This is a genomic window from Streptomyces sp. NBC_00490 (assembly GCF_036013645.1).
Classification (GTDB): Bacteria; Actinomycetota; Actinomycetes; order Streptomycetales; family Streptomycetaceae; genus Streptomyces; species Streptomyces canus_F.
In genome coordinates this window covers 4,655,658-4,668,928 of sequence record NZ_CP107869.1, presented here as the reverse complement: position 1 = coordinate 4,668,928, position 13,271 = coordinate 4,655,658, and the positions used below count along the sequence as shown (strand labels likewise).

The 13,271-nt window shown below is 71.5% G+C and carries 10 protein-coding genes; 8 read left to right on the top strand and 2 right to left on the bottom strand.

The window, feature by feature from the left end; translation table 11 throughout:
* Nucleotides 1–54: 54 nt before the first annotated feature.
* Nucleotides 55–1,683 carry a penicillin-binding transpeptidase domain-containing protein gene (locus tag OG381_RS20970; protein ID WP_327717595.1) on the bottom strand — a complete coding sequence of 543 codons (1,629 nt, stop codon included), beginning with the start codon at nt 1,681–1,683 and terminating at the stop codon, nt 55–57.
* A gap of 107 nt (nt 1,684–1,790) precedes the next feature.
* Complete coding sequence (locus OG381_RS20965; RefSeq protein ID WP_327717594.1) at nt 1,791–3,542, bottom strand: dolichyl-phosphate-mannose--protein mannosyltransferase; 1,752 nt, start codon at nt 3,540–3,542, stop codon at nt 1,791–1,793.
* A 62-nt stretch (nt 3,543–3,604) separates the two neighbouring features.
* On the opposite strand from OG381_RS20965, the gene rsmI reads away from it, so the two are divergent.
* The 8 genes from rsmI to OG381_RS20925 all read left to right on the top strand — a co-directional run bounded on the left by rsmI (nt 3,605) and on the right by OG381_RS20925 (nt 13,271).
* On the top strand, nt 3,605–4,453 hold the full coding sequence (rsmI, locus tag OG381_RS20960) for a 16S rRNA (cytidine(1402)-2'-O)-methyltransferase (RefSeq protein WP_327717593.1): 849 nt from the start codon (nt 3,605–3,607) through the stop codon (nt 4,451–4,453).
* Between the two features lie 247 nt (nt 4,454–4,700).
* On the top strand, nt 4,701–5,111 hold the full coding sequence (locus OG381_RS20955) for a hypothetical protein (protein ID WP_327717592.1): 411 nt from the start codon (nt 4,701–4,703) through the stop codon (nt 5,109–5,111).
* Nucleotides 5,112–5,162: 51 nt separating this feature from the next.
* Nucleotides 5,163–6,053, top strand: coding sequence for a TatD family hydrolase (locus OG381_RS20950; RefSeq protein WP_327717591.1), 891 nt, complete (start codon nt 5,163–5,165; stop codon nt 6,051–6,053).
* A gap of 96 nt (nt 6,054–6,149) precedes the next feature.
* Nucleotides 6,150–7,496, top strand: a complete 1,347-nt coding sequence (locus tag OG381_RS20945) for a ubiquitin-like domain-containing protein (RefSeq protein WP_327717590.1) — start codon at nt 6,150–6,152, stop codon at nt 7,494–7,496.
* 33 nt (nt 7,497–7,529) lie between these two features.
* Complete coding sequence (rsmA, locus tag OG381_RS20940; RefSeq protein ID WP_327717589.1) at nt 7,530–8,423, top strand: 16S rRNA (adenine(1518)-N(6)/adenine(1519)-N(6))-dimethyltransferase RsmA; 894 nt, start codon at nt 7,530–7,532, stop codon at nt 8,421–8,423.
* Nucleotides 8,420–9,316 (top strand): 4-(cytidine 5'-diphospho)-2-C-methyl-D-erythritol kinase, encoded by an 897-nt coding sequence (locus tag OG381_RS20935; RefSeq protein WP_327717588.1) that lies wholly within the window; start codon nt 8,420–8,422, stop codon nt 9,314–9,316. The genes rsmA and OG381_RS20935 overlap by 4 nt, the downstream gene beginning before the upstream one ends.
* A 173-nt stretch (nt 9,317–9,489) precedes the next feature.
* The gene (locus OG381_RS20930; RefSeq protein ID WP_327717587.1) at nt 9,490–11,292 is read left to right on the top strand and encodes an ABC-F family ATP-binding cassette domain-containing protein; all 1,803 of its coding nucleotides are present in this window, start codon (nt 9,490–9,492) and stop codon (nt 11,290–11,292) included.
* Nucleotides 11,293–11,483: 191 nt separating this feature from the next.
* Complete coding sequence (locus OG381_RS20925) at nt 11,484–13,271, top strand: outer membrane protein assembly factor BamB family protein (RefSeq protein ID WP_327717586.1); 1,788 nt, start codon at nt 11,484–11,486, stop codon at nt 13,269–13,271.

Below are 13,271 nucleotides of genomic sequence, written 5' to 3'. Positions count from 1 at the left end.
GTCCCTCACTCAACGACGGCGACCAGCCTAGAGTCCCGTCCTGTGCGGGTGAGTTCAGCCACCCGCCGCCAGTACGGCCTTCACGATCGGGCCGGCCGCGTCGACGCCGTGGCCGCCCTGTTCGGTCATGGCCGCCGCGGCGACATCATTGCGGAACCCGGTGAACCAGCTGTTGGAGGTGGCCACATTGTCCACCTCGGCCGAGCCGGTCTTCGCCCCGATGTCCCCGCCGAGCCCTCGCATGACCGGTGCCGCGGTGCCCTGGGTGGCCGTCAGCCGCATCATCTGCTTCAGCTGGTCGGCCGTGCCCGCCCGCAGTCCCTCGGCGGTGGCCAGTTTGCGGTCGTCCAGCTCCGGCGAGACCAGGTAGGGCTGGCGGAAGGTGCCGGTGATCGCGGTGGCCGTCACGGACGCCATGTTCAGCGGGTTCATGGTGACCTTGCCCTGGCCGATCGCGTTGGCGGCCCGGTCCGGGCCGCTCTCGGCGGGGACGCTGCCGTCGACCGAGGTGATGCCGGTCTTCCAGTCGTCCCGGCCGAGCCCGAACTTGGTCTGCGCCTCCGCGGTCAGCGACTCGTCGGTGAGCGGGTCCTCGTCGATCAGCTTGATGAAGGCCGTGTTGCAGGACCGCATGAAACTGTTGGCGAGCGTGGCGTTCAGGTCCGGCTTCATGTTCTTCAGGTTCTTGAAGGTCTGTCCCTGCCACATCGCGTCGTCCGGGCAGGGCGCCGGGCCGTTCATCGAGGTCACGCCGTTGTCGATGAGCATCGCCGAGGTGAGGATCTTCATCGTGGAGCCGGGGGGCTGCGCGCCCTCGAAGGCCGCGTTGAAGCCGTCCTTGCGGTGGTTGGCGACCGCCAGCACCTCACCCGTGGTCGGCTTGACGGCCACCACCGAGGAGTTGGCGTACTGCGTCACCGCGGTCTCGGCCGCCGCCTGCGCGCTCGCGCTGATCGTCGTCTGAAGCTTGCCCGCCTTGCCCTTGGAGAGGGTCAGCAGCGGGGTGTCGGGGGAGCCGTCTCCGTCGTGCCGGACGAACAGCTCGACGCCCGGGGTGCCGCCCGCCTTCGCGCCGTACTTGGCGCGCAGCGCGTCCAGGATCGGGCCCAGCGAGGGGTACTTGTCCTTCGTCAGCACCTTGCCGCCCCGGTCCACCGCCTCGATGGGCGGGGTCGCGGACGGGCCGGTGACGAGCGCGTCCTGGGCCGTCCGCAGCTCCGGGTGGATCACGGACGGCTTCCAGTCCACGAGCGCCTTGCCGGTGGTGCGACCACGGACGACGCTCAGACTGCTCTTGTACGACAGGGGCTCGGACGTCCCCCGGTAGGTCACCTTCGCCTTCACGGTGAAGGGGACGGTGGCCCCCTGAGCCGTACCGGGCGTGATCCTCACGCCGGTGATGTGCGCGTTCTCGCGGTACTCCGTCAGCAGTGCCCGGGCGGCCGCGTTGTTGTTCGTGTACTGCGACGCCGACGCCGCGGAGCCCTTCTCCCAGGCCGCGAAGAACTTCCCCGACGTCTCCTCGACCTCGTCCCCGCTGGGCGGCCCCGACTTCACCTCGGACCCGCCGGAGCCCCCGTCGTCGTTCAGCGCGGACACGATGTTGAACGCGCCGTACCCGGCCCCACCCACCATCACGGCGAACACGCTGCCGATGACGGCGGCCTTGACCCCCTTGCCCATGGAACTGAACCCCTCCCCGTTATCAGTCCTCGCACTGTAAGTGGCGTGAGTGACAACTGTGAGAGGTGTTTCCTTTTGTTGGCCGAAGAGAGACCGGTGCCGGACCGCTAGACCCAGGTGTCCAGCCACATCCGTGAACGCCAGTCGTCGATCGGGATGGCGGTCCCGGTGTACAGGGGCCAGAAGTAGATGAAGTTCCAGGCGATCAGCAGCACCAGCACACCCGCCCCCGTGGCCCCCGCCACGCGCCGGGTGTCGCTGGAGCCGGGCCGGCCGATGATCGCGCCGAGCATCATCGCGACGGCCAGGCACAGGAAGGGCAGGAAGACGACGGCGTAGAAGAAGAAGATCGTGCGTTCCTGGTACATGAACCAGGGGAGGTAGCCGGCGGCGATGCCGCAGGCGATCGCGCCCGCGCGCCAGTCGCGGCGCAAGAGCCAGCGCCACAGGACGTAGGCGATCGCGAAGGCGGCCACCCACCACAGCAGCGGGGTGCCGATGGCGAGGACCTCGCGGGCGCACTTCTCGCCGGCGTCGGCGGGGCAGCCGTCGTTGCCGGGCAGGGGGGACTCGTAGAAGAACGAGACCGGGCGGCCGTCGACGATCCAGCTCCACGGGTTGGACTGGTACGTGTGCGGGGAGTGCAGGCCGACGTGGAAGTCGTAGACCTGGTGCTCGTAGTGCCACAGGCTGCGCCACCAGTCCGGGAACAGCCAGGACCAGTCGCTGTTTTTGCCGTCCGTCGCGGCCCAGTTGCGGTAGTAGCCGCCGGTGCCGTCCGTGGGGGAGAGGATCCAGCCGAGCCAGGACAGCAGGTACGTGGCGATCGCCACCGGCACCGTCGCCAGGAAGGTCAGGCTCAGGTCGCGCCTGAGGACCGCCCCGTACGGGTGACGGGCGCCCGCGACCCTGCGGGAGCCGACGTCCCACAGGACCGCCATGACGCAGAACGCGGCCAGGATGTACAGGCCGTTCCACTTGGTGCCGATGGCCAGGCCCAGCGTCAGACCGGCCAGCCAGCGCCAGGGGCGCCATCCGAAGCGGGTCGTCTCGGCGGTGTGCGCGTCGGGACGGGCCCGGCCGTCCGCGTCGAGCGGGAGCGCGGCCGCGAGTTTCTCCCGGGTCCGGTCGCGGTCGACGACCAGACAGCCGAACGCGGCCAGCACGAAGAACATCAGCACGCCGTCGAGCAGCGAGGTGCGGGCCATCACGAAGGCCAGCCCGTCCACCGCCATCAGCGCGCCGGCCAGACAGCCCAGGAACGTCGAGCGGAAGATGCGGCGGCCGATACGGCACAGCATCAGCACCGAGAGGGTGCCGAGGAGGGCCGTCATGAACCGCCAGCCGAACGGGTCGAACCCGAACATCAGCTCGCCGAGTCCGATGACGTACTTGCCGACCGGCGGATGCACGACGTACGACGGGTCCGTCGGGACCGGCACCTTGCTGCCGACGTCCAGGATCAGGTCGTTGGCGTTCTTGTCCCAGTTGACCTCGAAGCCGCGGTGGACGAGCGCCCAGGCGTCCTTGGCGTAGTACGTCTCATCGAATATCACCGCCTTGGGGCCGCCCAGGTTCCAGAACCGGATGACGCCCGCGAACAGGGTGACGAGCAGCGGACCGCCCCAGCCGGACCAGCGCACGATCCGGTCCACCAGCGCCTTCGGCAGCCCGAGCGCCGCCCACATCCGGGGGTTGGGCTGCGTGTACGGCGGCACGAGCCGGTCCCGCACGTCGCTTCTGGGCCCGGCCGTGTAGCCGAAACGGCGCAGCCGCTGCTGCCACGACGGCCGCTGGTCTTGCGGTGCCTGGGCCTGTCGGGTGTCCGTGGAGTCCATGGACGACGCTGTACTGGTCACCGCGCCATCGTAGGGAACACGGCTGTGGGAGTCCCGTGGATGGGTGCTGCGAGGATGGAAACGTGACAGGAACCCTTGTTTTGGCAGGCACCCCCATCGGCGACATCGCGGACGCCCCGCCCCGGCTCGCCGCGGAACTGGCCGGCGCGGACGTGGTCGCCGCCGAGGACACCCGGCGGCTGCGGCGCCTCACCCAGGCGCTCGGGGTGACGCCCAAGGGCCGCGTCGTGTCGTACTTCGAGGGCAACGAGGCCGCCCGTACGCCGGAGCTGGTCGAGGAGCTCGTCGGCGGCGCGCGCGTGCTGCTCGTGACCGACGCCGGGATGCCGTCGGTCTCGGACCCCGGCTACCGGCTGGTGGCGGCCGCCGTGGAGAAGGACATCCGGGTCACCGCCGTGCCCGGCCCCTCCGCCGTCCTCACCGCGCTCGCGCTGTCCGGGCTGCCCGTCGACCGGTTCTGCTTCGAGGGGTTCCTGCCGCGCAAGGCGGGCGAACGGCTGACCCGGCTGCGGGAGGTCGCCCAGGAGCGGCGCACCCTCGTGTACTTCGAGGCCCCGCACCGGCTCGACGACACCCTCGCCGCGATGGCCGAGGTGTTCGGCGCGGAGCGGCGGGCCGCCGTCTGCCGGGAGCTGACCAAGACGTACGAGGAGGTCAAGCGGGGCCCGCTGGGGGAGCTGGCCGCGTGGGCCGCGGAGGGGGTGCGCGGGGAGATCACCGTCGTCGTCGAGGGGGCGCCGGAGAAGGGGCCCGAGGAGCTCGACGGCCCGGAGCTGGTGCGCCGGGTGCGGGTGCGTGAGGAGGCGGGCGAGCGGCGCAAGGAGGCGATCGCGGCGGTGGCGGCGGAGGTGGGACTGCCGAAACGGGAGGTCTTCGACGCGGTCGTGGCGGCCAAGAACGCGGCCTCCTAGAAAGGGCGCGTGACCCCGCGCACAGGCCCTCTGAGCAGGGCGCATGTCTTTTGAGCGTGCGCCCCACGGGCAGGCAAAGGGGGAGGGCCGAAGGCAAAGCGCAGCCCCCGCCGTAAGGGCCGTTTCGGCAAGGAAAGTCCAAGACGGTTCCAACACTCGACAGGGCTGATGCATTCGCTCCGGCGCAGGCGTCCACTGGACGAAGGGACGCACCCGTCCCTGGGTCCAGCGGACCAGAGGAGCTGGCATGAGCGAGATCGCAGGGCAGACCGCCGCACTGCGCAGCGGCGCCACCGCCGTCGTCCACGAGTCGTATTCCTTCGCCTGCATGCGGTGCGGGCACGGCTGGGAGCAGTCGTACGAGATCGAGCACCACACCGGTGCCGACGGCCACGAGTTCGTCATCTACGTCGCGAACGACCAGGTCGTGCCGTCGCCGCTGAGCAGGCCCACGTGCCAGAACTGCGACGGGCACGTCGTCCGCATCATGCGGGCGGGGCAGGTGTCCTCGGTGCTCGACGCCGTGCGCCGCGGGCAGCGCCGTGCCCCGCAGGCCGGGCCGGTGGAGGCGCCCGAGGTGCCCGCGCAGGCCAAGGAGCGCCACCACTGGCAGCTGTCCGATCTCCTCCACCCGTTCCACCACCGCAAGGCGAGCTGAAGCCCCGCCTCCCCCCGGGGAGAGGGCATGCCCCTTTCGTAGGATCGGGGCATGCCCTCCTCCAGCTCCACCGCTCGCGACAAGCACGCGGCGCCGCCGCTCCCCGCACCCCTCCAGGTGCCCGTCGCCGACTCCCACACCCACCTCGACATGCAGTCAGGGACGGTCGAGGAGGCCCTCGCGAAGGCCGCGTCGGTGGGCGTGACGACGGTCGTGCAGGTCGGCTGTGACGTCCGGGGCTCGCAGTGGGCCGCGGACACAGCGGCGCGGTACGACGCCGTCCACGCGACCGTCGCCCTGCACCCCAACGAGGCGCCGCGCATCGTCCACGGCGATCCCGACGGCTGGTCCCGGCAGGGCGCGCGGCAGCCGGGGGGCGCGCAGGCGCTCGACGAGGCGCTCGCGGAGATCGAGCGCCTGGCCGCGCTTCCGCAGGTCAAGGGTGTCGGCGAGACCGGCCTCGACCACTTCCGCACCGGCCCCGAGGGCAAGGAGGCGCAGGAGCGCTCCTTCCGTGCCCACATCGAGATCGCCAAGCGGCACGGCAAGGCCCTCGTCATCCACGACCGCGACGCCCACGCCGACGTCCTGCGAGTGCTCAAGGAGGAGGGCGCTCCCGAGCGCACCGTCTTCCACTGCTACTCCGGCGACGCCGAGATGGCCGAGCTCTGCGCCCGCGCCGGGTACTTCATGTCCTTCGCCGGCAACGTCACCTTCAAGAACGCCCAGAACCTGCGGGACGCGGTCGCGGTGGCCCCGCCGGAGCTGCTCCTCGTGGAGACCGACGCGCCCTTCCTGACGCCGGTCCCGTACCGCGGACGGCCCAACGCGCCGTATCTCATCCCGGTCACGGTGCGCGCGATGGCCGCGGTGCGAGGCGTCGACGAGGACACGTTGGCCACGGCACTCGCCGCGAACACCGCTCGGGCGTTCGGTTACTGACCCGATCGGTCGTCACCACCCGTAGCCACGTCGCTTTGGAGAGTGACGGACACTCCGCTAGGTTCTGGGTCTCTCTGGACCCTGGAGCGTGTCGGCGTGAGCAACTCCCAGTACCAGACGTACGAGACGTACGGCCCGAACGATCCGTACGCCGCGGTGTACGACCCGCACAACGCGGAGACAGTGGCGTACGGCGTCCAGGTCGCGCCGACGCTGCCGACCCCGCCGATGCCCGTGTCGTACGAGGACACCTACCGGCCCGCCTACGAGCTGCCCGAGGCGCCCGCGCCGCACGGCGGAGCGGGCCGGCGGGCCGCGCGCCGGCGGAAGGGGCGGGGCGCCGAGCGCCCGGACAGCGCGATGCGCCGGCTGCTGCCCCAGGCGCTGGTCGTGGCGTTCCTCGCCGGCGGCACCACCGCGTTCGTCGCCAAGGACAAGGCGATCGAGCTGACCGTCGACGGCAAGCCGCGCACCCTGCACACCTTCGCCGACGACGTGAGCGAACTCCTCGCCGACGAGGGCGTCGACGTGGGAGCGCACGACGTGGTCGCGCCAGCTCCCGGGACGGAGCTCTCCAGCGGCGACGAGATCGCCGTGCACTACGGGCGCCCCGTGCGGCTCACGCTCGACGGGGAGCGGCGCGAGGTGTGGACGACGGCGCGCACGGTGGACGGGGCGCTCAAGCAGCTGGGGGTGCGCGCGGAGGGCGCGTATCTGTCGACCTCGCGCTCCCGGCCGATCGGACGCGAGGGGCTCACGCTGGACGTGCGCACCGAGCGCGCGGTCACGGTCATGGCGGACGGCCGGTCGCGCACCGTGCGCACGAACGCGGCAACGGTGGGGGAGGTCGTCGAGGAGGCCGGCATCACGCTGCGCGGGCAGGACACGACGTCGGTCGCGCCGGGGAGTTTCCCGCGGGACGGGCAGACCGTCACCGTGCTGCGGATCACCGGGTCCAAGGAGGTCCGCGAGGAGGCGATCCCGTTCCGGGTGGAGCGGACCGAGGACCCCTCGCTGTTCAAGGGCACGGAGGTCGTCGAGCAGGCGGGGCAGGCGGGGCTGCGGCGGATCACGTACTCCCTGCGGACCGTCAACGGCGTCAAGCAGAAGCCCCGGCGGATCAGGACCGAGGTGGTCCGGGAGCCGCGGACGCAGGTGGTGAAGGTGGGGACCAGGCCGATGCCGATGTCCGTGCAGGGCGCGGACGGACTGGACTGGCAGCAACTGGCCACCTGCGAGTCGGGGGGCCGCCCCGACGCGGTGGACCCTTCGGGGACGTACGGCGGGCTGTACCAGTTCGACACCCGGACCTGGCAGGGGCTGGGCGGGAGCGGACGGCCGCAGGACGCACCGGCGGCGGAACAGACCTTCCGGGCGAAGAAGCTGTACGTGCAGCGGGGCGCCAGCCCGTGGCCGCACTGCGGGAGGCGGCTGCACGGGTGAGGGGTGCCCCCGCCGCCCCGTACCCTTGTGGCCGTGAGCAGCAGCCCCGCCCCCGATGCCCTTCTCGGCCCCGCCGACGTCCGTGAGCTCGCGGAAGTCCTCGGTGTGCGACCGACCAAGCAGCGCGGGCAGAACTTCGTGATCGACGCGAATACGGTGCGCCGTATCGTCCGCACCGCAGACGTCCGCCCGGACGACGTCGTCGTCGAGGTCGGTCCGGGGCTCGGATCCCTCACCCTCGCGCTGCTCGAAGTCGCGGACCGGGTCACCGCGGTCGAGATCGACGACGTGCTCGCCGCCGCGCTGCCCGCCACCATCGCGGCCCGCATGCCCGGCCGGGCCGACCGGTTCGCGCTGGTCAACTCCGACGCGATGCAGGTCGGCGAGTTGCCGGGCCCGGCGCCCACAGCGCTCGTGGCGAACCTGCCCTACAACGTCGCCGTACCCGTCCTGCTGCACATGCTGGAGACCTTCCCGACCATCGAGCGGACCCTCGTCATGGTCCAGGCCGAGGTCGCGGACCGGCTCGCCGCGGGGCCCGGCTCCCGGGTGTACGGCGTGCCGTCGGTGAAGGCCAACTGGTACGCCGACGTCAAGCGGGCCGGGTCCATCGGCCGCAAGGTCTTCTGGCCCGCGCCCAACGTCGACAGCGGGCTCGTGTCGCTCGTCAAGCGCGCCGAACCGGTCCCGACCACCGCCTCCAGGCGCGAGGTCTTCGCCGTCGTCGACGCGGCCTTCGCACAGCGGCGCAAGACGCTGCGGGCCGCCCTCGCCGGATGGGCCGGCTCCGCGGCCGCCGCCGAGGCCGCGCTCGTCGCCGCCGGGGTCTCGCCGCAGGCGCGCGGGGAGGCCCTCACCGTCGAGGAGTTCGCCCGCATCGCCGAGAACCGCGTCGAGCACGACAACGAGGAGCCGAACCGCCCGTGAGCGTCACCGTCCGCGTCCCCGCCAAGGTCAACGTCCAGCTCGCGGTCGGCGCAGCCCGCCCCGACGGCTTCCACGACCTGGCCAACGTCTTCCTCGCGGTCGGCCTCCACGACGAGGTGACGGTCACCCCGGCCGACGAACTGCGCGTCACCTGCGCGGGGCCGGACGCGGGGCAGGTGCCGCTCGACCGGACGAACCTGGCGGCGCGCGCGGCACTGGCCCTCGCCGCGCGACGCGGCATCGAACCCGCCGTGCACCTCCACATCGCCAAGGACATCCCCGTCGCCGGCGGCATGGCCGGCGGCAGCGCGGACGGTGCCGGGGCGCTGCTGGCCTGCGACACCCTGTGGGGCACGAACGCCTCCCGTGAGGAACTGCTCGAGATCTGCGCCGAGTTGGGCAGCGACGTGCCGTTCAGCCTGGTGGGCGGGGCCGCGCTCGGGACCGGGCGCGGGGAGAAGCTGCGCGTCCTCGACGTCGGCGGGACCTTCCACTGGGTCTTCGCGATGGCGGGGCGCGGGCTGTCCACCCCGGCCGTCTTCCGGGAGTTCGACCGGCTGACCGAGGGGCTCGACGTCCCCGAGCCCGTCGCCTCGCAGGAGCTGATCGACGCGCTCGCGAAGGGCGACCCCGACGCGCTCGCCGCGGCCGTCTCCAACGACCTTCAGCCCGCCGCCCTTTCGCTCTTCCCGGAGCTCGCCGACACCCTCGCGGCCGGCCGGACCGCGGGTGCGCTCGCCGCGCTGGTGTCGGGATCGGGTCCGACGACGGCGTTCCTGACGCGCGATCCGCAGGCCGCGGCGAAGGTGGCCGCGGCGCTGACGGCGTCCGGCACCTGCCGGACCGTGCGGACCGCGTCGGGGCCCGCGGCGGGTGCGACCGTGGTGGCGTGATCGGGGCCGCCGGAGCCGTGGCCGCAGGGCCGCCCCGACCCCGACGGGCTGCCCCGGGCAGACGCTGTACGACCTGACGGCCGAGGCAGGGGCGGCGCAGCGGGTGCGGGGCGAGGGGTGAGCGGCGGCCGGACTACCCTGGAGGGTCGAGCGTCCCCCTTGTCAGGAGAGAAATGGCCGTCAATCTGGTCAATGTCGAGAACGTCAGCAAGGTGTACGGCACCCGTGCCCTGCTCGACGGCGTCTCGCTCGGCGTCTCCGAGGGTGATCGCATCGGTGTCGTCGGCCGCAACGGCGACGGCAAGACCACCCTGATCCGGATGCTCGCCAAGCTGGAGGACGCCGACACCGGCCGGGTCACGCACTCCGGCGGGATCCGGATCGGCGTCCTCACCCAGCACGACTCCCTGGACTCGGCCGCGACCGTCCGCCACGAGGTCATCCGGGACATGGCCGACCACGAGTGGGCCGGCAACGCCAAGATCCGCGACGTCCTGACCGGTCTCTTCGGCGGCCTCGACATGCCTGGCTTCCCGCAGGGCCTGGACACCGTCATCGGCCCGCTCTCCGGCGGTGAGCGCCGCCGGATCGCGCTCGCCAAGCTCCTCATCGACGAGCAGGACCTGCTCGTGCTCGACGAGCCCACCAACCACCTCGACGTCGAGGGCATCTCCTGGCTCGCCCGCCATCTGCGCGAGCGCCGGTCCGCACTCGTCTGCGTCACCCACGACCGCTGGTTCCTCGACCAGGTCTGCACGCGCATGTGGGACGTGCAGAAGGGCGATGTCTACGAGTACGAGGGCGGCTACTCCGACTACGTCTTCGCCCGCGCCGAGCGCGAGCGCATCGCCGCCACCGAGGAGACCAAGCGCCAGAACCTGGTCCGCAAGGAGCTCGCCTGGCTGCGCCGCGGCGCCCCGGCCCGTACGTCCAAGCCGCGCTTTCGCGTCGAGGCCGCCAACGAGCTCATCAAGGACGTGCCGCCGCCGCGCGACAGCAGCGAGCTGATGAAGTTCGCGTCCACGCGGCTCGGCAAGACGGTCTTCGACCTGGAGGACGTGACCGTCCAGGCCGGCCCCAAGGTGCTGCTCAAGCACATCACCTGGCAGCTCGGCCCCGGCGACCGCATCGGCCTGGTCGGGGTCAACGGCGCCGGCAAGACCTCCCTGCTGCGCGCCATGCGCGAGGCCTGGCGGACCGGGGGCGAGACCCAGCCCGTCGGCGGGCGGGTCTCCGTCGGCAGGACGGTCAAGCTCGCCTATCTCTCCCAGGAGGTCGCCGAGCTCGACCCGGCCCTGCGGGTGCTCGAGGCGGTGCAGCGGGTGCGTGAGCGCGTCGACCTCGGCAAGGGGCGCGAGATGACCGCCGGGCAGCTGTGCGAGACGTTCGGCTTCAACAAGGAGAAGCAGTGGACGCCGGTCGGCGACCTGTCGGGTGGTGAGCGGCGCAGGCTCCAGCTTCTGCGTCTCCTCATGGACGAGCCCAACGTCCTCTTCCTCGACGAGCCCACCAACGACCTCGACATCGAGACGCTGACCCAGCTGGAGGACCTGCTCGACGGCTGGCCCGGCTCGATGATCGTGATCTCCCACGACCGCTTCTTCGTCGAGCGGACCACCGACCGGGTCTTCGCCCTCCTCGGCGACGCCACCCTGCGGATGCTGCCGCGCGGTATCGACGAGTACATCGAGCGCCGCCACAAGATGGAGGAGGCGGCCGCCGCCGCGGCCCCGGTCGTCCAGAAGGCCGTCCCGGAGAAGAGCGCCGCCGATCAGCGCGTGGCCAAGAAGGAGCTCCAGAAGATCGAGCGGCAGCTCGACAAGATCTCCGAGAAGGAGACCAAGCTGCACGCCCAAATCGCCGACAACGCCACGGACTTCGCGAAGGTGGCCGAACTCGACGGCACGCTTCGGGACTTGGCCGCGGAGCGCGAGGAGCTGGAGATGCGCTGGCTGGAACTCGCCGAGGACGCGTGAAGGGTGCGTGAAGGCGCATAACGGAGGCATCACGGGCCGGTCCTCCCTTGGGCACAGGGGATGATCGGCCCGGGTTCCTGTCGGTCCCGGGTGATAGAAAGAGCCGTCTGAGATCTTTCTGAGTACGACTCTGAGTCCGTTACGTACCTCAGGGCGTGGCTAAAAATCAGTGAACGAGGGGGAACGCGCTGATGTCCCAGCCGCCCAACCAGCCGCCCGGCTTCGGAGCACCGCAGGACCCGCCGCCGCAGGGTGGCTTCGGCGCGCCGCCGCCCCCTGCGGGCCCGCCGCAGACGCCGCCGCCTCCGCAGGGCCCACCGGCGGGTGCGCCCCAGCCCGGTTACGGCTACCCCCAGAAGCAGCCCGCCGGTCCGTACGGCCAGCCGCAGCAGCCGGGGCCGTACGCCCCGCCCCAGCAGCCGGGCCCCTACGGTCAGCCCGGTCCCTACGGTCAGCCCCAGCCGCCCGGCCCCTACGGCCAGCCCGGCTACGGCTACCCGCCCCAGCCGCAGTACCCCGGCGGCCCCGGCACCCCGCCGTCCGGCTCGCGCAACCCCTTCAAGGGCAAGCCGGGCCTCGTCATCGCCGCGGCCGTGGCCGGGCTGCTGGTCGTCGGCGGCACCGTGTGGGCGGTCGCGAGCGGTGGTGACGACGACCCGAAGAAGCCGGTCGCCAAGGAGAGCGGCAGCCCCAAGCCGTCCGCCTCCGACGACCCGGTCAACCCCGGGTACGGCGACGGTGGCGGCGGCGAGGAGCAGACGGACCTCAACGAGGGCCGCCAGTCCGGCGAGTCGAAGGTGCTCTGGTACAAGGACGCGCCCGACGCCCCCGGCAACGGCGCCGACGCCCCCGGCATGTGGATCACCGACAAGACCGCGGTGAAGGCGGCCTACAAGCAGCTCTTCGCCTACAACGTCGGCGACGGCAAGCCCACCTGGGACCCGATCACCTTCGACCAGAAGATCTGCGCGACCACCCCGCAGCAGACGGCCTCCGGCAAGATCGTCGTGGCCTACATGAGCGGCAGCAGCGACCGCGCGGAGTGCAACAAGCTCCAGGAGATCGACCTCAACACCGGCGAGAAGGGCTGGAGCGGCGAGGTCGCCGACGGCGAGCTGTTCGACAGCACTCTCCAGATCGAACTGTCCATCACCGGCAAGACGCTGATGGTGGGCCGCTCGATGTCGGGCACCGGCTACGACGTCGAGACCGGCAAGAAGCTCTTCGACAAGGCGAAGTACGGCAGCGCCTGCTTCCCCAGCGCCTTCGCGGGCGGCGCCAAGCTGATCGCCGTCTCCTCCTGCGACGCCTCCGGTGACAACGAGCACGACGAGGTGCAGGAGCTGGACCCGACGACCGGCAAGGCCAAGTGGACCCAGAAGTTCGACAAGGGCTGGCGGGTCGCGCGCGCCTACTCCCTCGACCCGCTGGTCATCTACAGCACCAACAAGGACAAGAACAGCTGGAACATCTCCACGTTCACCGACGGCGGCAAGTTCCGCTCCCAGGTCGCCTTCGACGAGGACTTCGCCCCCGCCTGCGACTGGGCGATCTTCGCGCGTGACCTGACGGGCTGCACGGGCGCGGTCGCCGACGCGGACACGCTCTACCTGCCCACCGAGGCCACCTCCGGCGCCAACGAGATCGTGGCGATCAACCTCTCCACCGGCAAGGAGAAGTGGCGCGTCAAGTCCCCGGCGGACGAGTCGATGCTGCCGCTGAAGATCGAGAACGGCAAGCTCATCGCCTACGTCCAGCCGTCGTACGACGCGGGCGGCCAGGTCGTCTCCCTCGCCACCACCGGCTCGGACCACAAGCCGGCCAAGCTGCTCCAGAACCCGGCGGGCATCGCCGACATCGAGGACGGCTTCTACTCCAAGGCCGTCGACTGGGTCGACGGACGCTTCTACCTCTCGACCACACGGCTGAGCGGCAACGACGACACGCAGGAGAAGCTGATGCTCGCCTACGGCAAGTAG